Origin of the sequence: Roseovarius tolerans (assembly GCF_900109855.1) — a bacterium.
GTDB classification, from domain to species: Bacteria; Pseudomonadota; Alphaproteobacteria; order Rhodobacterales; family Rhodobacteraceae; genus Roseovarius; species Roseovarius tolerans.
Genome location: NZ_FOBO01000010.1, coordinates 103,362 through 120,264 on the forward strand (window position 1 = coordinate 103,362; position 16,903 = coordinate 120,264).

The 16,903-nt window shown below is 64.7% G+C and carries 24 protein-coding genes and 1 tRNA gene; 16 read left to right on the top strand and 9 right to left on the bottom strand.

Translation table 11 applies throughout. The annotated features are described in order from the left end of the window. Positions 1-4 precede the first annotated feature (4 nt). Together BMX04_RS11315 and BMX04_RS11320 are read left to right on the top strand one after the other, a co-directional pair. Complete coding sequence (locus BMX04_RS11315) at positions 5-388, top strand: ExbD/TolR family protein (protein WP_074786573.1); 384 nt, start codon at positions 5-7, stop codon at positions 386-388. Then, entirely contained in the window at positions 385-1,350 is a 966-nt protein-coding gene (locus BMX04_RS11320) for an energy transducer TonB family protein (protein WP_074786576.1), read from the top strand. The genes BMX04_RS11315 and BMX04_RS11320 overlap by 4 nt, the downstream gene beginning before the upstream one ends. A gap of 30 nt (positions 1,351-1,380) precedes the next feature. Here BMX04_RS11320 and BMX04_RS11325 read toward each other — a convergent pair whose 3' ends face one another. The 5 genes from BMX04_RS11325 to BMX04_RS19065 form a co-directional block, all read right to left on the bottom strand. Next, positions 1,381-1,890: a periplasmic heavy metal sensor gene (locus BMX04_RS11325; RefSeq protein WP_074786579.1), complete on the bottom strand. Its 510-nt coding sequence runs from the start codon at positions 1,888-1,890 to the stop codon at positions 1,381-1,383. Beyond that, positions 1,890-2,255 carry a hypothetical protein gene (locus tag BMX04_RS11330; protein ID WP_244888531.1) on the bottom strand — a complete coding sequence of 122 codons (366 nt, stop codon included), beginning with the start codon at positions 2,253-2,255 and terminating at the stop codon, positions 1,890-1,892. Before BMX04_RS11330 ends, BMX04_RS11325 begins: the two co-directional genes overlap by 1 nt. Then, positions 2,239-2,832: an RNA polymerase sigma factor gene (locus tag BMX04_RS11335; protein ID WP_074786581.1), complete on the bottom strand. Its 594-nt coding sequence runs from the start codon at positions 2,830-2,832 to the stop codon at positions 2,239-2,241. Before BMX04_RS11335 ends, BMX04_RS11330 begins: the two co-directional genes overlap by 17 nt. Before the next feature lie 79 nt (positions 2,833-2,911). Next, the gene (locus BMX04_RS11340; protein WP_074786584.1) at positions 2,912-3,406 is read right to left on the bottom strand and encodes an EF-hand domain-containing protein; all 495 of its coding nucleotides are present in this window, start codon (positions 3,404-3,406) and stop codon (positions 2,912-2,914) included. Next, positions 3,403-3,621, bottom strand: coding sequence for a hypothetical protein (locus BMX04_RS19065; protein WP_139194541.1), 219 nt, complete (start codon positions 3,619-3,621; stop codon positions 3,403-3,405). Before BMX04_RS19065 ends, BMX04_RS11340 begins: the two co-directional genes overlap by 4 nt. A 16-nt stretch (positions 3,622-3,637) precedes the next feature. Here BMX04_RS19065 and BMX04_RS11345 point away from each other — a divergent pair, with 16 nt between their 5' ends. The 8 genes from BMX04_RS11345 (at position 3,638) to BMX04_RS11380 (ending at position 9,703) form a co-directional block, all read left to right on the top strand. Next, entirely contained in the window at positions 3,638-4,027 is a 390-nt protein-coding gene (locus tag BMX04_RS11345; protein ID WP_050661520.1) for a DUF983 domain-containing protein, read from the top strand. Positions 4,028-4,050: 23 nt separating this feature from the next. Next, complete coding sequence (locus BMX04_RS11350; protein ID WP_050661521.1) at positions 4,051-4,743, top strand: NUDIX hydrolase; 693 nt, start codon at positions 4,051-4,053, stop codon at positions 4,741-4,743. Between the two features lie 397 nt (positions 4,744-5,140). Further along, positions 5,141-5,761, top strand: a complete 621-nt coding sequence (gene rpsD / locus BMX04_RS11355; protein ID WP_050661680.1) for a 30S ribosomal protein S4 — start codon at positions 5,141-5,143, stop codon at positions 5,759-5,761. 116 nt (positions 5,762-5,877) lie between these two features. Continuing rightward, entirely contained in the window at positions 5,878-6,963 is a 1,086-nt protein-coding gene (gene hisC, locus BMX04_RS11360; protein WP_050661681.1) for a histidinol-phosphate transaminase, read from the top strand. Continuing rightward, the gene (locus BMX04_RS11365; protein ID WP_050661682.1) at positions 6,960-7,877 is read left to right on the top strand and encodes a prephenate/arogenate dehydrogenase family protein; all 918 of its coding nucleotides are present in this window, start codon (positions 6,960-6,962) and stop codon (positions 7,875-7,877) included. The genes hisC and BMX04_RS11365 overlap by 4 nt, the downstream gene beginning before the upstream one ends. Continuing rightward, complete coding sequence (locus BMX04_RS11370) at positions 7,874-8,482, top strand: extensin-like domain-containing protein (RefSeq protein ID WP_050661683.1); 609 nt, start codon at positions 7,874-7,876, stop codon at positions 8,480-8,482. Before BMX04_RS11365 ends, BMX04_RS11370 begins: the two co-directional genes overlap by 4 nt. A gap of 103 nt (positions 8,483-8,585) precedes the next feature. After that, positions 8,586-8,924: a hypothetical protein gene (locus tag BMX04_RS11375; protein WP_050661684.1), complete on the top strand. Its 339-nt coding sequence runs from the start codon at positions 8,586-8,588 to the stop codon at positions 8,922-8,924. Between the two features lie 335 nt (positions 8,925-9,259). Next, positions 9,260-9,703 carry an MmcB family DNA repair protein gene (locus tag BMX04_RS11380; RefSeq protein WP_074786586.1) on the top strand — a complete coding sequence of 148 codons (444 nt, stop codon included), beginning with the start codon at positions 9,260-9,262 and terminating at the stop codon, positions 9,701-9,703. On the opposite strand, the gene BMX04_RS11385 is transcribed toward BMX04_RS11380, so the two are convergent. Further along, a complete protein-coding gene (locus BMX04_RS11385; protein ID WP_050661686.1) occupies positions 9,698-9,886 on the bottom strand; it encodes a DUF6324 family protein in 189 nt (62 codons plus the stop codon). The genes BMX04_RS11380 and BMX04_RS11385 overlap by 6 nt on opposite strands. Before the next feature lie 78 nt (positions 9,887-9,964). On the opposite strand from BMX04_RS11385, the gene BMX04_RS11390 reads away from it, so the two are divergent. Together BMX04_RS11390 and BMX04_RS11395 are read left to right on the top strand one after the other, a co-directional pair. Then, entirely contained in the window at positions 9,965-10,450 is a 486-nt protein-coding gene (locus BMX04_RS11390; RefSeq protein ID WP_074786589.1) for a GNAT family N-acetyltransferase, read from the top strand. Positions 10,451-10,491: 41 nt separating this feature from the next. Further along, a tRNA-His gene (locus tag BMX04_RS11395) sits at positions 10,492-10,568 on the top strand. Between the two features lie 31 nt (positions 10,569-10,599). Here BMX04_RS11395 and BMX04_RS11400 read toward each other — a convergent pair. Further along, entirely contained in the window at positions 10,600-10,950 is a 351-nt protein-coding gene (locus BMX04_RS11400; protein WP_139194542.1) for a hypothetical protein, read from the bottom strand. 10 nt (positions 10,951-10,960) lie between these two features. Next, on the bottom strand, positions 10,961-11,266 hold the full coding sequence (locus BMX04_RS11405) for a DUF6476 family protein (RefSeq protein WP_050661689.1): 306 nt from the start codon (positions 11,264-11,266) through the stop codon (positions 10,961-10,963). Here BMX04_RS11405 and BMX04_RS11410 point away from each other — a divergent pair. The 4 genes from BMX04_RS11410 to BMX04_RS11425 all read left to right on the top strand — a co-directional run bounded on the left by BMX04_RS11410 (position 11,265) and on the right by BMX04_RS11425 (position 14,830). Further along, on the top strand, positions 11,265-12,296 hold the full coding sequence (locus tag BMX04_RS11410) for an RluA family pseudouridine synthase (protein ID WP_074786594.1): 1,032 nt from the start codon (positions 11,265-11,267) through the stop codon (positions 12,294-12,296). The two genes, BMX04_RS11405 and BMX04_RS11410, sit on opposite strands and share 2 nt — an antisense overlap. A gap of 157 nt (positions 12,297-12,453) precedes the next feature. Then, positions 12,454-13,350 carry an RNA polymerase sigma factor RpoH gene (gene rpoH / locus BMX04_RS11415; protein WP_050661691.1) on the top strand — a complete coding sequence of 299 codons (897 nt, stop codon included), beginning with the start codon at positions 12,454-12,456 and terminating at the stop codon, positions 13,348-13,350. Between the two features lie 59 nt (positions 13,351-13,409). Further along, positions 13,410-14,498, top strand: a complete 1,089-nt coding sequence (locus tag BMX04_RS11420) for an alpha/beta hydrolase (RefSeq protein WP_074786676.1) — start codon at positions 13,410-13,412, stop codon at positions 14,496-14,498. Between the two features lie 62 nt (positions 14,499-14,560). Then, entirely contained in the window at positions 14,561-14,830 is a 270-nt protein-coding gene (locus BMX04_RS11425; RefSeq protein ID WP_050661692.1) for a DksA/TraR family C4-type zinc finger protein, read from the top strand. Between the two features lie 171 nt (positions 14,831-15,001). Here the strand turns inward: BMX04_RS11425 and BMX04_RS11430 are convergent, their stop codons facing one another. Continuing rightward, entirely contained in the window at positions 15,002-16,816 is a 1,815-nt protein-coding gene (locus tag BMX04_RS11430) for a M3 family oligoendopeptidase (RefSeq protein WP_074786597.1), read from the bottom strand. Positions 16,817-16,903 lie beyond the last annotated feature (87 nt).

A 16,903-nucleotide genomic window follows, 5' to 3' on the forward strand; every position in this document is an offset into this window, starting at 1 on the left:
GCGCATGGACTTCGCGACCCCCAGACGCCGTCGCCCCTCCGAGGCCATCGTGCCGATGATCAACGTGGTGTTCCTGCTGCTAATCTTCTTCCTGATGAGCGCGCAGATCACGCCGCCCGCGCCCTTCGACGTGACCCTGCCCGAAAGTGCGAGCGAGAACGCGGCACAGCCCACCGACACGCTTTACATGGATGCACAAGGGCGGCTCGCCTTCAACGCGGCGCGGGGCGAGGCGGTCTTTGACACGCTCGCCGCCCGCGCCACGCCCGATGCCACCCTGCAAATCCGCGCCGATGCGCGGCTCGAGGCGCAGGCGCTTGCCCGGCTTCTGCCGGAACTGGCGGCGCGTGGCATCGCGGAGATCGAACTTCTGACGGGGGCACCATGATTCGCGGTCTGGAATTCACCGGTTTCCTCGCCCTTGCCGCCGCCGTGCATGCCGGGGTTTGGACCGCCGCGCCGGGTGGCAGCAGCGGCGCAGGCGGCGCACAGGGGTCCGAGAGCGTGACGCTGGAGGCCTCAAGCCCGCAGATTGCCGCGCTGATCGAGGCCTGGAAGCGACCGGTTGAACTGACGCAAGAGGCAGCACAGCCCACGTCCCCTCCGCGCCCGGACGCAACCCCGGTCGGCCTGCGCTCCGATACCGCGCCACGCAGCGGCCCGGCGCCGACCGCACCGCAAATCGCGGCGCATGCACCCGACCTCCCCGCAGTCGAGGCCACCCCCCTGCCCCTGCCCACGCCAGAGCTGAACGACCGCGCGCCTCAGCCAACGGCTCCCAATCCGCAGGCCGATCACACGCGGCCCACTGCAATGTCAGAACAGGCCCCCGCCCGCGCTACGATGACCGCCCGGCTCAGCAGCCCCACCCAAACCGACGCCTTGCCGCAAGCCGATACCGCCCCCGCCCCATCCCGCAAACGGCCCACGGCACGCCCCGAGCGACCTACCCCCAAGCCCGCGCAATCCAGCCCCGCTCGCCCCAAGGAAGTGGCGCGCGGAGATGGTGGGCAAAAGGCCGGCGGCGCGGCCAGAACCGCACCTGCAACGACGCTCGATCCCGCCGCCCGCAACAGCCTGATGGCCCAATGGGGCGGCAGTATCCGAAGCCGGATCGAGAGACAGAAGCGCTATCCACGCGGCACCCGGTCAAGCGGTACGGTTCATCTGGCGCTGACAGTGTCGGGCAACGGACGGCTGATGGCGGTGCGTGTGCGGCAATCTTCGGGTGACCGTGCGCTCGACACGGCAGCAGTGAAGGCGGTGCAAGGCGCGCGCCTGCCCGCCAAGCCCGCCCCTCTGCCGGGGGACAGCCACAGCTTCAACCTGCCGGTGGCGTTCCGCCGCTAGTGCAGCGCCGCACGGTTTTCGATCATTCGATCAATCGCGGTCTTTTCCCGATCTCCGCGCGCGATAGTCCTCGATCCGTGCCTCCAGCCGATCGGCATAGGCCGCACGGTCGGCATCGCTCATCGCCGCCAGATGCGCGATCAGCACCTCTTGCCCCATCTCGAAGCGGGCGGCAAATCCTTCGCGCTGTTCGCGCATGCGCTCGGCCACGCGATCCGGATCGAAGGGAACGGCGCGCAGGTCAACCACCAACGCATCGAAACTTGAACGAATACCGGCGCGGTTGCCGCCGCGTTCGCGCCAGACCTCGCGCATGCGCTGCCCGATCGCACGCCGGTCCTCGTCGTTGAGCGCGCGGGTCAACGGCCCGCCTGCCATATCAAGCCGCGAGGGGTGGTGCCCGTGATGCCCGCCATGGCGCAGCGCCCATCCGGCGACGACCCCGACAACCGCGAGGTTCACAGCCAGCGAAACCACCAGCAGCACGCGCATCCATCGCCCCGGGCCGGGCTTGTCCTGCCGCTCGTTCAGATCTGTCATCAGAAATCCCCCCCGGCGAGATCAAAGGCCATTTCCGGCGTGATATCCACCAGATAGGCCGCCTCGGCGGTGCCAATCAGCCCCTCGGGCAAGGCGGTGCCGATCCAGATACCGGTCAGTGCCGCCGTGGCCAGCCCGGCCATGGCAGGCCAGCCGCCAAGCAGACGATAAAGACGCGCCGCCAACCCGTCCGGCGTGGCGGACACGCGGGCGGGCGCGGTGCTCGGACCAGCCTGCTGCGTTGTCTCGGCATCTGCGAACACCCGCGCCAGAAGATCCGGCGAGGGTATGGGAGCATGCCCACGCGCCGCCTCGAAAAAGACATCGAGCCCACCGTCCGCCTGATCCTTATCGCTCATCGACATATCCCAACTCCTCTTGCCGCCCGGCGAGGGCCGCGCTCAGCGCGCGTTTGCCCCGCGAGGTCAGACTTTCCACCGCCTCGACCGTGATCTCCATGATCCCGGCGATCTCGGGGTTCGCCAGCCCTTCGATATGGCGCAGCACCACCGCCTGACGCTGCCGCTCCGGCAGATCGTTCAGGGCCGTCTGCAACGCCTCGGCGCGGGCGTGCTCCTGCATTTCTTCAACGGCGCTCGCCCGCCCGTCCGCAGGCTCCGGTATGGCATCGAGCGTAACCGACCCGCCCCGCGCCCTCCGTTGCCGGTCGATGCACAGATTGGCCACGACACGGTAAAGCCACGTGGTCACCTTCGCCTCACCATGGCGCCAGTCGCCGGCCTGTTTCCAGAGCCGCAGCATCGCCTCCTGCGCCACATCCTCGGCCTCCGCCCGGTTGCCCAACAGGCGGTACGCATGCGCCATCACACGCGGCGTGAGCCGCAGGGCCAGCACGCGCGCCGCCGCGCTGTCGCCGTTGGCGAAAAGCACGAGCAGCGCCTCATCGGGCACGTCGTCATGGGCGTCGAACGGCATCGTCATGGCCCCCAAGCGTATCCTTCAGACCGGTCCCTGACCAGCGTGGCAGGCACGGGTGCCATGCCTGCCACGCGGACCGCGCTTACTCGGACGCCTTGCCGCCCTGCTTCATGCCGTGATGCTTGCCGCGCATCTCGCGCATCTTGGCAAACTCATCGGCGCTGATCGCACCATCGCCATCGGCATCGACGCGCTTGAACATCTTGCCCTGACGGTCGGCGCGCATTTCGTCCATGCTCAGCTTGCCGTCGGCATTGGCATCATGCCGCTCGATCATGTGGTCGGCATAGTTGCCCATCCGCTCGGCCCGACGCTCCATCATCCGTGCGACCAACTCGTCGCGCGACAGCGCCCCATCACCGTCAGTATCCGCCCCGTCAAAGCGGGACTGCATGTGGCCGGACATTTCCTCGGGCGTGATCTTGCCATCGCCGTCGGTATCAAGTTCCTCGAAGCTGTGCTGCATCCGCATGCCGCCATGATGCTTGCCGCCCTTGTGGTTGCTCGCCTCGACGGCGCTCAGCCCGCCAAGCGTGATGGCAGTGGCCAGACCTGCGATCAAAACCATATTGTTCATCGTGACATCTCCAGTTCTCTTGTGACGTGCCTGTTGTCGTGAAACGCCACCGTGTCGGGCCGTTTCTGCAAAGTGATACGCGCACGGACCGCGCTTCCGGCGCGCAGGAATGATTTTTTTGCATCGCTTTGCGGGTGATTTGCGACATCGCGCCGCAAGGGCAGGCTGTCACCTTTAAATACCGTACAGGTTTCGCCATGTTCGAGCCAACGCAACGAAAGGCCTCACCCCATGCAGGACACCACCGCCGATCAGACAGACCGCCCGCTGTGGCCCGCCCTGCGCCGGGGGTTTTCCCGTAAATGCCCCAATTGCGGCAGCGGTCCGATCCTCAAGAGCTATCTCAAGCTGCGTGAGACCTGCCCAGTGTGCCGCGAGGATCTGAGCCATGCGCGCGCCGACGACGGTCCCGCCTATCTGACGATCCTGATCGTCGGGCATCTGATGGCACCGCTTCTGCATATCTCCTTCGTGCAGTTTCGGCCCGAGCCGCTGGTGCTGTTCACGATATTCGCTATTGGCACGATCACACTCTCGCTCTACCTTCTGCCCCGTCTGAAAGGGGCCATTGTGGCCTTTCAATGGGCACGGTTGATGCACGGGTTCAGCGACAGCCACTAGGCCCTTGCGCGCGAAAGGGCGGCATGAGCGAGATCGACAAAACAGCTATCCGCGATGCAGCGACAGTGATCGTGTTGCGCGATGAGGCGCGGCCGCATGTCCTGATGGGGCAGCGCGGTGCGCAGGCCGCCTTCATGCCGAACAAGTTCGTCTTTCCAGGCGGTGCAGTGGATGCGGGCGATGCCGATATCCCGTTTGTCCGGCCCTTGCCCGCCCTCTGCGCCGAGCGTCTGCGCGAGGATAGCCCGCGCGACTTGGCCCACGCCCTCGCCGCGGCTGCGGTGCGCGAATTGTGGGAGGAGACCGGGCTTGCCCTGGGTCAGGCCGGTGACTGGCCGGGCGCGGTGCCGCCCGATTGGCAGGGCTTTGCCGCGCGCGGTCTCGTGCCACGTGCCGACCCGCTGCAATTTGTGTTCCGCGCGATCACGCCGCCGGGCCGCCCGCGCCGGTTCGACGCGCGGTTCTTTCTGGTCCATGCCGAGGCGCTCGCCGGTGACCCCGATGATTTCACTGCCGCCTGCGAGGAGTTGAGCCATCTGCAATGGGTGCCCCTCGCGGATGCACGCCGATTCGATCTGCCCTTCATCACCGAGGTGGTACTGGCAGAGGTCACGGCGCGGGCACATGACCGCGCGCCGCCTTCCTCGGTGCCGTTTTTCCGCAACGACGACGAGGAAAGCCTGTTTCTGAGGTTGAACGGGATGAGAGCCGACTGAGGGCGGTGTTGGTTTTGGCCTGAAGCGGACCTCTGATTGACGCACCTGCGCGAAACGCGGCCGAAGGCCGCCGCGCACCGCCGTGCCGCCCCCCGGCGCGGCGAATTGGCTGCAGCCTGCTCTGCGCTCTGATGTTTTTCGAGCTTGGCTGGAATAAAGCACTGCCCACCTAGCCTAAGATCGCCACACCGCGGCACGACGATGCGCGGCTAACTCCAACGGCAGCAACAGGCCACCCATGCTCCCCCGCCTCGCATCATCCAACACCCCGGTTGACACCCGCACGCACCCCTGTATAAGCGCGGCTTCATTGGTGTTGGTGGCCCCCGCAAGGGGATGCCTGTCGGGAGCAATCCAGAGGACAACGCCCTTCGACACATAGAGAAGGAGATCAGCCGTGACCAAACGCACGTCTGCCAAGTACAAGATCGACCGCCGCATGGGCGAAAACATCTGGGGCCGTCCGAAATCCCCGGTGAATCGCCGTGAATATGGCCCCGGCCAGCATGGCCAGCGCCGCAAGGCGAAGATTTCCGACTTCGGCCTGCAGCTGCGCGCCAAGCAGAAGCTCAAGGGCTACTACGGCGATCTGACCGAGAAACAATTCCGCCGCATCTTCGCTGAGGCCGAGCGTGTCCGCGGTGACACCGGCGAGCTTCTGATCGGCCTGCTCGAGCGCCGTCTCGACGCCGTGGTCTACCGCGCCAAGTTCGTGCCGACGATGTTTGCCGCACGCCAGTTCGTGAACCACGGCCATGTCACGGTGAACGGCAAGCGCGTCAACATCCCCTCCTACCGCGTGAAAGAGGGCGACGTGATCGAGGTCCGCGACAAGTCCAAGCAGATTGCTGCCGTGCTTGAGGCCGTACAACTCGCCGAGCGCGACGTGCCCGATTACATCGATGCCGATCATTCCAAGATGAAGGCAACCTTCGTGCGCCAGCCCGGCCTGTCGGACGTGCCTTATCCGGTGATGATGGAACCGAACCTCGTGATCGAATTCTACGCCCAGAACTAAACGTTCTGACCAGATGCGAAGAGGCCGCGACGGGGAACCGCCGCGGCCTTTTTCTTTTGATGCTGGTCAAGGCGGGATGTCAAAGCTAGAACCACCTGCAAGACACGGGGGACGACATGACCAAGATCACGCCACAGCCGGGCATCATGGATATCGCGCTCTATCAGGGCGGGGCCGGGCATGTGGAGGGCGTGGCCAATGTGGTCAAGCTCAGCTCGAACGAGAACCCGTTCGGCCCCTCCGAGGCCGCCAAGGAGGCGTTTCGCAAGGCCGCCTACGAGTTGCACCGCTACCCTTCGACCGATCACGGCCAGTTGCGCGCCGCTATCGGCGAGATCCACGGCCTCGACCCTGCGCGCATCGTCTGCGGTGTCGGCAGTGACGAGATCATCGCCTTTCTCTGTCAGGGCTATGCCGGGCCGGGCGATGAGGTGATCCATACCGAGCACGGCTTTGCCATGTACCGGATCAGTACACTGGCGAACGGGGCCACCCCCGTGGAGGTGCCCGAGCGCGAGCGCGTGACAGATGTCGATGCGATCCTTGCCGCATGCACCGAGTCCACAAGGCTGGTCTTTGTCGCAAATCCCAACAACCCCACCGGCACTATGATCGGCGAGGCCGAACTGCGTCGCCTTGCCGAAGGGCTGCCCGACCGCGCGCTCCTGGTGATCGACGGGGCCTATGCGGAATACGTCGAGGGCTACGATGGCGGGGCGGCCCTGGTCGAGAGCCGCGACAATGTAGTGATGACCCGCACCTTCTCCAAGCTGCATGGCCTGGGCGGCTTGCGCGTCGGCTGGGGCTATGGCCCAGCCCATGTGATCGACGTGCTCAACCGCCTGCGCGGGCCCTTCAACCTGAGCCATGCCGCGCTGGTTACCGCCGAGGCCGCGATCCGCGACACGGCCTGGGCCGCAAAATGCCGCGAGGACAACACCCGCCTGCGCGCCTGGCTGGCCGAGGCACTGGCCGAACACGGCGTGCCGTCGGACACCTCGACCGCGAATTTCATCCTCGCCCGCTTTGGCAGCCGCGACGAGGCCGAGGCCTGCGACACCTATCTGCAATCGCAGGGCCTGATCGTGCGCAAGGTGGCCGGCTACAACCTGCCCAACTGCCTGCGTATCACCGTGGGCGACGAGGCCGCCTGTCGCCGCGTGGCGCATGCCGTAGGGCAGTTCAAAGGCGGTGCCAGATGAGTGTGATCTATGACCGCGTGGCCCTGATCGGGCTCGGGCTCATCGCCTCGTCGATGTGGCATGCGATCAAGCGCGCCGGAGTGGCGCGCGAGGTGACGGGATATGCCCGCAGCCCCGAGACCCGCGCCATCGCGCGCGAAATCGGCCTGTGCGACAGGGTCTGCGAGAGCGCTGCCGAGGCCTGCGAAGGCGCAGACCTGATCGTGCTTTGCGTGCCCGTGGGAGCCATGGGCGACGTCGCTGCCGAGATCGGCGCGGTGCTGAAACCCGGTGCCACTGTCAGCGATGTGGGATCGGTCAAAAAGGCGGTGATCGAGGCAGTGGCACCGCATCTGCCCGAGGGCGTGCATTTCGTGCCCGCCCATCCCTTGGCCGGGACCGAGCATTCCGGTCCGCGCTCGGGCTTTGCGGAGCTTTTTGACAACCGCTGGTGCCTGATTGTGCCGCAAGCGGGCAGCGACCGCGCCGCCGTCGAGCGGCTGGAGGCGTTCTGGCAGGCGCTTGGCAGCCATACCGACGAGATGGATGCCGAGCATCACGACCTTGTGCTGGCGGTGACAAGCCACGCGCCGCATCTCATCGCCTACACGATGGTGGGCGTGGCCGACGATCTGCGCCGCGTCACCGATAGCGAAGTGATCAAGTATTCCGCCGCCGGGTTCCGCGATTTCACCCGCATCGCGGCGTCGGACCCGACCATGTGGCGCGACGTGTTTCTCAACAACAAGGAGGCGACCCTGGAAATTCTGGGCCGCTTTACCGAAGAGCTTTTCGCGCTGCAACGCGCGATCCGCACCGGCGACGGCGATCACCTGCACGCCTATTTCACCCGCACCCGCGCCATCCGGCGCGGCATCATCGAGGCCGGGCAGGATACTGAGGCACCCGATTTCGGCCGGGTGAAAAAGGCATGAGGGGCACCGTGATCGCCATGGCCCTCAGCCTGAGCCTTGTCTCCTCCGCCTGCGGGCGTGGCGATGACGCAGTAGCGCGCGGCGGTGGCCTCTGTGGTGATCCGGCGCTGGTCGGTACGGTATCGGGCCTTGTGCCCGGTCGCATCGGCAGCTGCGGAGTCGAGCGCGCGGTACGGCTCGAATCGGTGCACGGCGTGCGCCTGAGCCAGCCCGCGACACTTGATTGTCTGACGGCACGCACCCTCGGGCAATGGGTGGATCAAAGCGCCAAACCCGAGGTGGGGCGCATGGGCGGCGGCCTTTCCGGGCTGCGCGTGGCCGCACATTACGCCTGCCGGACCCGTAATCATCAACCCGGTGCGCGGATCTCGGAACACGGCAAGGGCAAGGCGATCGACATCGCCGCCCTGCAGCTGCGCGACGGGTCGGAAATTTCGGTACTCGACGATTGGGGACAAGGGCCAAAGGGGCGCGTGCTGCGCCGCGTGCACCGTCAGGCCTGTGGTCCGTTTGGCACGGTGCTGGGCCCCGAGTCGGACCGATTCCACCGCGATCACTTCCATTTCGACACCGCCCGGCACCGGGGCGGCCCCTATTGCCGCTGATCTGCGGCGGCGGGATGTCGCGGACGGCATCACAAGTTAGACCGGGCGCTTGTAATTCTTTCTTAAGGCATTACGCTCTATAATAGCACAAATGAGGTTTGCCATGCCCAAGCTTATCCGCCTCTACATAACACATGTCGCCATTGGTTTCGGTATTGCGGCGGCATTCGTGGGAATGCTGCTGTGGTTCAACGTCGCCAATCTCTGGCATCTGGTGACCCATTCGGACAAGGGCCTGTTGGCTGTTGTGATCCTGTGGTTCGCCAACGGTATCGTTTTTGCCGGTGTTCAATTCGCCATCGCGGTGATGCGCCTGAAGGATGACGATGATGACGGGCCGCGCGGCGGCCACCGCCAGCACGTGATGCGGCGCGAATATGCCACCATCCCGGCGCGCGCCGACGAAGATGACTCACGCGCCTTCTGGCAGAACAAGTGGTAGATCACGCCCTCACGGACATGACAAAGGCCCCTGCGGGGGCCTTTTTCGTTTGTCACGTTCAGCGCATGAATTTTACATCTGGTCGAAAGGTCAGGGGGTGTGACGGGCCCGCACGCAGCCGTTTGGTTATCTCATTCCCGAGGACCTGTATGTACAGGTGGGCGCCGGGTAACCGGACCAGGGCCCGGACAGAGCCAGCTCCCTCGGAATTGCTTAAGGCCACCGGAATGCAACCGTTCACGAAAAGGGCAGAACCCGTCACCCCGCTGAAGTAGTCCTTTGTGGCGCGCACGACAAGGGGTTGCACGCGTTCGTGTTTTGTTCAAAATACGAGTATGGACCCGCTGAGCGCCCGCCCCTTGCAACCCGGCCAGATCCTGGCGCGTGGTGTATGCCGTCACCTTCTGGGCTACGACTTTGTTCCAGTTGAGGAATTCGCGCCCGAGCGGGGCAAGCGGGTGGATGTCATGGCGCTCGGCCCCAAGGGCGAGATCTGGGTGATCGAGTGCAAGTCGAGCCGCGCCGATTTTCAGACTGACGCGAAATGGCAGGGCTATCTCGATTGGTGTGACCGCTATTTCTGGGCGGTGGACGCTGATTTCCCCACCGATCTTTTGCCGCCCGAGACCGGCCTGATCATCGCCGATGGCTACGGCGCCGAGATTCTGCGCATGGGTGAGGAAAGTAAACTGGCCCCCGCGCGCCGCGCCGCGCTCATCCGCAAATTCGCCCGCGATGCCGCGCGCCGCCTGCAATGGCTGCGCGATCCGCAATCATGATTTTCGCGCCGCGGCGGCTTTGGCCGCGCTCTGGATTTCCTGGGCGATTTCCTCGGCCTCTTCAGGTGTGAAGTCCATAGGAATTTCAAGGCCCTGCGCCTCAACATAGAGACGTACCATGCCCTGATCGGTCGGACCGATCTGGAGATTGGCTTCGATATCGGTTTCAGCGTTGATGCCCATTCCGGCCTCCTTGATCTGGGCGGTCTGCTACGCGTTTCCCTCTTGCTTGGCAAGCCTCATGGCGCTTTGCTGCGTGCGATGGAGACGCCCGTGATCCGCCCCTTCCGCCCCGAGGACGCCGCCTGGCTGGTTAAGCGTCACGGCGCGCTTTATGCCCGCGACGAGGGGTTCGACGACACGTTCGCGCCGCTGGTGGCGAGCATCCTCGACGGCTTTCTCGCCGATCACGATCCCACCTGCGAGGCGGGCTGGATTGCCGAGGCCGGGGGAGCACGGCTCGGCTCGATTTTCTGCGTGCGGCTCGATCAGCATACCGCCAAGCTGCGGCTCTTTCTGCTGGTGCCCGAGGCGCGCGGTCAGGGCCTCGGGCAGCGGTTGCTGGAGACCTGCATGACCTATGCCCGCGACCGGGGCTATCGTCGCATGCAACTCTGGACCCATGAAAGCCACCGCGCCGCCTGCGCGCTTTATACGCGCAACGGCTGGCTTCTGGTCGCGTCCCGCCCGGTACACTCCTTTGGCCGCGATCTGGTCGAACAAAGCTGGGAAATCACCTTTCATTAGGCTTGCATTCGGAGTGCGGTAAAGTTAAATCGCCCCACAGTGCCGCCTTAGCTCAGTTGGTTAGAGCGCTGGATTGTGGATCCAGAGGTCCCCTGTTCAAGCCAGGGAGGCGGTACCATCCTCCCGACATCTCAATTGCGCTTTGCATGCTACTGCGTAACCGTCGACTCTTGGGGTAAGGTTGCTGGTTCGACGCGCCACTCGAACAGGTTGGCGACCGTGATCGCAACAAGCACGAGGACCACCAGACTGATCGCGAGAAGCCCCGGCACACGCGCCAGCCAGCGCTGCCAGCGATGGCGCAGTCGCTGTCCCATGGCCCAGATGAAGACACCCACAACCCCGGCGCCCAACTGATATTGCACAAAGGCCGTCAGCCGGTTCATCCCGCGCGTGAAGCCGAAATCGGTCGGGGCCGTGAAGTAAGGCACGAGGACCGATGCCGCATAGAGCGCGGCCCAGATGCCGGAGAGCAGGACAAGCCAATGTGTGCGGGTCATGAAGGGCACGCTACTCGATCGCGATGCTTTGCCGCAACGCGCCGCTGGTGCGATCATAGATAAGGATGCGTTCGTCGCCCGTCACCACGGCGATCCAGTCACCGCCAAAGGTGACCGCCTCGGCGCGCGCGCCTTCAGGCAGGGTGATGCTGTCAGGCAAGGTGAGAGGTGGCGTGCGCTCGTCGCCCGAGAAGCGGATGACAAGCAGGGCGACGATGACTACAACGCCGACAATCATCGTGGCGGTCAGCACCGTGACCAGCCGCGCGAGGAATTTCAATGTCGCCGGGCTGACCGGCGGGGGGCTATCATCCATGGGGCAAGACCCGCTTTCATTCCGGATCGGGGACGATCCGCCTGCGCGCCTTGATAAAGCGCTTGTCCGCGATGTGCCAGAGGTGGCGGCGCTGTCGCGTACCCGGCTGGTGCGGCTGCTCGATACGGGGGCTGTGCGGGTCAACGGCACGGTGGTCGTTGAGGCCAAGGCGCGCGTGGCAGCAGGTGACCTGATCGAGATCGACGTGCCGGACGCGCGCGAGAGCCATATCGCGGCAGAGGACATCGCGCTTGCCGTGGTCTACGAGGATGATGAGTTGATCGTCGTCGACAAGCCTGCTGGCATGGTCGTGCATCCCGCCCCCGGCAGCCCGGCAGGCACTTTGGTCAACGCGCTGCTGCATCATTGCGGCGACACGCTTTCGGGTGTGGGCGGCGCGCGGCGGCCCGGCATTGTCCACCGCATCGACAAGGATACCAGCGGCCTGCTGGTGGTGGCCAAGTCCGACGCCGCGCATCAGGGGCTGGCCGCACAGTTCGAGGCCCATAGCGCCGAGCGCGCCTACATGGCCGTGGTCCACGGCGTACCCGAGGCCAGCGATCCGCGCCTGCGAGGCCTGCGCGGAGCGTCGTTCGAGCCCGGCAATGTCCTGCGCATCGCCACCAGCCTCGCACGCCACAAGACCGACCGGCAGCGTCAGGCGGTGACGTTCGAGGGGGGGCGTCATGCGGTGACGCGCGCGCGGGTGCTGGAGCGGTTCGGCCATCCCCCGGCGGCGGCGCTTCTGGAATGCCGGTTGGAGACCGGGCGCACCCATCAGATCCGGGTGCATCTGGCGCATGTCGGTCATGGGCTGATCGGAGATCCGGTCTATGGCGGGCGGCGCAAGCTGTCGCAAAAGGCGCTTTCGCCGCGCGCCATCGAGGCTGCGCAGGGATTTGCCCGGCAGGCGCTGCACGCCGCCGTTCTGGGTTTTGACCACCCGCTGACAGGTGAGGCATTGCGCTTCGAGGCCCCGCTGCCCGCCGATATGGCAACCCTGATCACGGCACTTCGAGGCGAGGTGTGACCGGGCGCAAGATCGCGTGAATTTCTGACATATTCAGAGCAAAGCGACGGAAAACTCTTACCTGAACGTTAATATCTTTGAGCTATGGCATCTTGAAAGGATCGCCACGCGTTCCTAGGTCAATGTTAACGAGCTAAACATCAGGAGGGACAACAGCATGGGCAATTACGCGAATCTGCCAGCGCCGACACCGGAAGGCGGATTGAATCGCTACATGCAGGAAATCCGCAAGTTTCCGCTGCTCGAGCCGGAAGAGGAATACATGCTGGCCAAGCGGTGGGTCGAGGAACAGGACACCGAGGCCGCGCACCGCATGGTCACCAGCCACTTACGTCTCGCGGCCAAGATTGCAATGGGCTATCGCGGCTACGGGTTGCCGCAGGCCGAGGTGATCTCGGAGGCCAATGTCGGCCTCATGCAGGCGGTCAAGCGGTTCGACCCGGAGCGCGGCTTTCGCCTCGCGACCTATGCGATGTGGTGGATCAGGGCCTCGATCCAGGAATATATCCTGCGCTCATGGAGCCTTGTGAAACTCGGCACCACCTCGGCGCAGAAGAAGCTGTTCTTCAACCTGCGCAAGGCGAAGGCCCGCATCGGTGCGCTTGAGGATGGTGATCTGCGCCCCGAGGTCGTCAAGAAGATCGCCACCGACCTCGGCGTGACCGAGGACGAGGTGATCTCGATGAACCGGCGCATGGCCGGGTCAGACGCCTCGCTCAACGCCACTGTCGGCTCCGAAGGCGAAGGCACGATGCAATGGCAGGACTGGCTCGAGGATGAGGATGCCGATCAGGCCGGAGCCTATGAGGAGCAGGACGAACTCAAGGCGCGGCGCGAATTGCTGGGGCTGGCGATGGACGTTCTCAACGAGCGCGAGCGCGATATCCTCACGCAGCGCCGCCTGAACGAGCAGACCATCACGCTGGAGGATCTTAGCGCGCAATATGATGTGAGCCGCGAGCGCATTCGCCAGATCGAGGTGCGTGCCTTTGAAAAGCTGCAAAAACGGATGCGCGATCTGGCACAGGAAAAAGGTATGCTGGCATCGGCCTGACCCCTTGGCGCGGGCGCTGACATCGCCTATCTCTCGCGCTCAGGTGAGGGTGGGTGATGATGGCAACACGCGGGACTGGAACGACCTCTGCCGATCGGCTGGCCCGTCTTGGGCTGGCCGTCATCATCCTGACACTGCTGGCCGCCTGCGCGCCGCGTGTCACCGCAGAGCGTGCAGCAGCAAATCCACAAGCCGACATCCAGCCGATTTTCGTGGCGACGGGTCGTGATCTCGACCGGACCGGGCCGATCTTCGGGCTGGAACGGCCCGAGGCCATGAACTATTTCCGCGCCGATATCTCTATCCCGCCGACCCATGAAACAGGGCGCATCGAATGGCCAGAGGGGCCGCCCGACGCGGCCACCGATTTCGTGGTCACCGGGACGCAGGTGCATGACGGGCCGCACGCGCTCATCCGCGACATGCGCGCACGCACGACGGGACGCGAGACGCTGCTCTTCGTGCATGGGTACAACAACACGCTCTCGGAGGCGATGTACCGGCTGGCACAGATCAGGGCCGATTTCAACGTGCCAATGCCGGGGCTGTTGTTCGCCTGGCCTTCTGCGGCCGATCCGCGTGGCTATATCTACGACCGTGACAGCGTGCTATACGCGCGTGACGATCTCGAGAGGCTGCTGCGTGATCTGACGGCACGGCCGGGTGAGAAGGTCTTTATCCTCGCGCATTCCATGGGGTCGCAACTGGTGATGGAGGTGCTGCGCCAGATTGCCCTGCGCGGCGACCGGCAGTTGCTCGACCGGATCAGCGGCGTGGTGCTGATGTCACCTGATATCGACCCCGATCTCTTCGACCGGCAGGCCGAGGCCATCGGTAAGCTGCCGCAGCCATTCATGATTTTCATCACCAAGGCGGATCGCGCGCTTACGCTGTCGGGCTTCATCACCGGCCGCAAGCCGCGACTTGGGGTGATCGACGATGCCGACAAGGTGCAGCGCGGCGATGTGCAGGTGGTCGATTTCTCGGACCTGGCCGACGGCGAGGGCTTCAACCATTTCGTGCCGGTTACCTCGCCCGCCGCGATCCGCATGCTCAACGGCATCATTGCGCAGGCGGGCGGAGTCGGGGCCGCTTTCGTGCGCGACATGTCGCTCGCCCTGCCCGCCGCCACACATGTGGAACCCTGAGCCGGATTTGACGTCACCAGCCGCGCGGGCCTAGACTGGCCTGCGCAGGAAAGGAGATCCCGATGGCCGGTGGATGGGCGCGCGATGGCGCGGTGAGCGAGCAGATCGAAGCCTCGATTTCGGACGAGTTGGCGCGGCTCAAGGCCCGGGCGCAGCCAAAGGGCGAGAGCCTGACCCATTGCGCCGACTGCGAGGAACCGATCCCCGAGGCCCGGCGCACTGCGATCCCCGGCGTGAAACTTTGCATCGACTGCGCGTCCGATCTGCAAGCGCAGAATCAGCCGCGCAGCGGCATCAACCGGCGCGGATCGAAGGACAGCCAGTTGAAGTGAGGCCCGGCTGTATCGCGTCGGTATCGCGTCGGTATCACGTCGGTATTGCGTCGGTATGGACTGCGAAGCCCGCCACATCGACGGGGCGCGGGGGTAACGATTTCTTAAAAAGAAATCGGACCGGAATTTTTTGAAAATTCCGCCGCGCCCGGTCGGGGTGTGGCAGGGGTTTCAGTCCTCCATCGCCTCCAACTCGTCGATCATGTCGGAGATGATACCGAGGCCCTTATCCCAGAACGCCGGATCGCTCGCATCGAGACCGAAGGGCGCAAGCAGGTCCTTGTGGTGCTTGGAGCCACCCGCCTTGAGCATCTCGAAATACTTCTCCTGAAAGCCTTCGGGGTTCTCTTCGTAAACGGCATAAAGCGCGTTCACCAGCCCGTCGCCGAAGGCATAGGCGTAGACGTAAAACGGCGAATGCACGAAATGCGGGATATAGGCCCAGAACGTCTCATAGCCGTCCATGAAATCAAACGCCGGCCCAAGGCTTTCCGCCTGCACGCTCATCCACAGCGCGTTGATGTCGTCAGGCGTCAACTCGCCTTCGCGGCGGGCGTCGTGCAGCTTGCATTCGAAATCGTAAAACGCGATTTGCCGGACGACAGTGTTGATCATGTCCTCGACCTTGCCCGCGAGCAGTACCTTGCGCTCGGCCTTGTCCTTGGCCCCGTCGAGCATCCGGCGGAAGGTCAGCATCTCGCCGAAGACAGAGGCCGTCTCCGCCAGCGTCAGCGGCGTTGAGGACAAAAGCTCGCCCTGCTCTGCCGCCAGCACCTGATGCACGCCGTGGCCCAACTCATGCGCCAGCGTCATCACGTCGCGCGGTTTGCCGAGATAGTTGAGCATCACGTAGGGATGCACATCCGTCACGGTGGGATGGGCAAACGCCCCCGGTGCCTTGCCCTGCTTCACGCCCGCGTCGATCCAGCCCTTCTCGAAAAACGGCTGCGCCAGATCGGCCATGCGCGGGTCGAACGCGCCATAGGCGTTCATCACCGTGGCGCGGGCGTCGTCCCAGTCGACGATGCGGGTTTCCTCCATCGGCAGCGGTGCGTTGCGGTCCCAGACCTGCATGCGCTCCAGCCCCAGCCATTTGCGCTTGAGCTCGTAATAGCGGTGCGAAAGTTTGGGATAGGCCGCGACGACTGCGTCGCGCAGCGCCTCGACCACTTCCGCCTCCACATCGTTGCTCAGGTGCCGCCCGGTCTGGGGCGTGGGCATCTTGCGCCAGCGGTCGATCACCTCTTTTTCCTTGGCGGCGGTGTTGTGGACGCGGGAGAAGGTGCGGATATTCTCGCCGAACACCCGCGCCAGTTCGCGCGCGGCGGCCTCGCGCTGATCGCGGTCCTGCTCGGTCAGCAGGTTGAGCGTGCCTTCGATGCCCATCTCCTCACCGTCCACGGTGAAGGTGAGCCCGGCGATGGTCTCGTCAAAAAGCCGCTCCCATGCGTCGCCCACGACGCCCAGATCGTGCAGGAATTTCTCAAGCTCATCCGAGAGCTGGTGCGGTTTCATCGCGCGGATGCGGCGGATGACGGGGGCGTAGCGGGCGAGATCGGCGTTCTCGGCATACATCGCCTTGAGCGCGCCCTCATCCAGCCGGTTCAGTTCCAGCGAGAAAAAGACCAGCGGCGTGGTGAAATTCGTGACCTTCTCCTGACAGTCGGAGAGGAATTTCGCCCGCCCGCCATCGGTGGTCAGCTGGTAATAACGCAGCCCGGCAAAGGACATGATCCGCCCTGCCGTCCGGCTGATCGCCTCGTCGCGGTGCAGGCAGTCGAGCAGCCCGGCGGCGTCGAGCGTGTCGAGCTTGCCCTCATAATCAGCGGCGAACTCGGCGCAGACGGTTTGCAGCCAGTCGAGGTCGCGTTGCAGTTCCGGCGCGTCCTCGCCCGCGTAGAGATCGCTCAGATCCCATTCCGGCAGATCGCCGAGGTTCTTGTCGCCGGAGGGGGCATTGGCATCGCGGAGGACGGTGTCGGTCATGGGACGCTCCTTAGTATCGGTTTTGCGCAGAGGTAGCGCGCAGGGCGGGCGAAGTATATGCGCGAGAGCCGGGTCGATCTAAAAAAA

What these genes read in the sequence shown, in the direction of transcription:
- rpoH (WP_050661691.1), top strand. Translation starts at nt 12,454, where the DNA reads ATGGGCAATTACGCGAATCTGCCAGCGCCGACACCGGAAGGCGGATTG.
- BMX04_RS11365 (WP_050661682.1), top strand. Translation starts at nt 6,960, where the DNA reads ATGAGTGTGATCTATGACCGCGTGGCCCTGATCGGGCTCGGGCTCATC.
- BMX04_RS11330 (WP_244888531.1), bottom strand. Translation starts at nt 2,255, where the DNA reads ATGTCGATGAGCGATAAGGATCAGGCGGACGGTGGGCTCGATGTCTTT.
- BMX04_RS11385 (WP_050661686.1), bottom strand. Translation starts at nt 9,886, where the DNA reads ATGGGCATCAACGCTGAAACCGATATCGAAGCCAATCTCCAGATCGGT.
- BMX04_RS11350 (WP_050661521.1), top strand. Translation starts at nt 4,051, where the DNA reads ATGAGCGAGATCGACAAAACAGCTATCCGCGATGCAGCGACAGTGATC.
- BMX04_RS11410 (WP_074786594.1), top strand. Translation starts at nt 11,265, where the DNA reads ATGGGGCAAGACCCGCTTTCATTCCGGATCGGGGACGATCCGCCTGCG.
- BMX04_RS11370 (WP_050661683.1), top strand. Translation starts at nt 7,874, where the DNA reads ATGAGGGGCACCGTGATCGCCATGGCCCTCAGCCTGAGCCTTGTCTCC.
- BMX04_RS11340 (WP_074786584.1), bottom strand. Translation starts at nt 3,406, where the DNA reads ATGAACAATATGGTTTTGATCGCAGGTCTGGCCACTGCCATCACGCTT.
- BMX04_RS11430 (WP_074786597.1), bottom strand. Translation starts at nt 16,816, where the DNA reads ATGACCGACACCGTCCTCCGCGATGCCAATGCCCCCTCCGGCGACAAG.
- BMX04_RS11315 (WP_074786573.1), top strand. Translation starts at nt 5, where the DNA reads ATGGACTTCGCGACCCCCAGACGCCGTCGCCCCTCCGAGGCCATCGTG.
- BMX04_RS11335 (WP_074786581.1), bottom strand. Translation starts at nt 2,832, where the DNA reads ATGACGATGCCGTTCGACGCCCATGACGACGTGCCCGATGAGGCGCTG.
- BMX04_RS11405 (WP_050661689.1), bottom strand. Translation starts at nt 11,266, where the DNA reads ATGGATGATAGCCCCCCGCCGGTCAGCCCGGCGACATTGAAATTCCTC.
- hisC (WP_050661681.1), top strand. Translation starts at nt 5,878, where the DNA reads ATGACCAAGATCACGCCACAGCCGGGCATCATGGATATCGCGCTCTAT.
- BMX04_RS11375 (WP_050661684.1), top strand. Translation starts at nt 8,586, where the DNA reads ATGCCCAAGCTTATCCGCCTCTACATAACACATGTCGCCATTGGTTTC.
- BMX04_RS11400 (WP_139194542.1), bottom strand. Translation starts at nt 10,950, where the DNA reads ATGACCCGCACACATTGGCTTGTCCTGCTCTCCGGCATCTGGGCCGCG.
- BMX04_RS11420 (WP_074786676.1), top strand. Translation starts at nt 13,410, where the DNA reads ATGGCAACACGCGGGACTGGAACGACCTCTGCCGATCGGCTGGCCCGT.
- BMX04_RS11345 (WP_050661520.1), top strand. Translation starts at nt 3,638, where the DNA reads ATGCAGGACACCACCGCCGATCAGACAGACCGCCCGCTGTGGCCCGCC.
- BMX04_RS11325 (WP_074786579.1), bottom strand. Translation starts at nt 1,890, where the DNA reads ATGACAGATCTGAACGAGCGGCAGGACAAGCCCGGCCCGGGGCGATGG.
- BMX04_RS11320 (WP_074786576.1), top strand. Translation starts at nt 385, where the DNA reads ATGATTCGCGGTCTGGAATTCACCGGTTTCCTCGCCCTTGCCGCCGCC.
- BMX04_RS11390 (WP_074786589.1), top strand. Translation starts at nt 9,965, where the DNA reads ATGGAGACGCCCGTGATCCGCCCCTTCCGCCCCGAGGACGCCGCCTGG.
- BMX04_RS11380 (WP_074786586.1), top strand. Translation starts at nt 9,260, where the DNA reads ATGGACCCGCTGAGCGCCCGCCCCTTGCAACCCGGCCAGATCCTGGCG.
- BMX04_RS11425 (WP_050661692.1), top strand. Translation starts at nt 14,561, where the DNA reads ATGGCCGGTGGATGGGCGCGCGATGGCGCGGTGAGCGAGCAGATCGAA.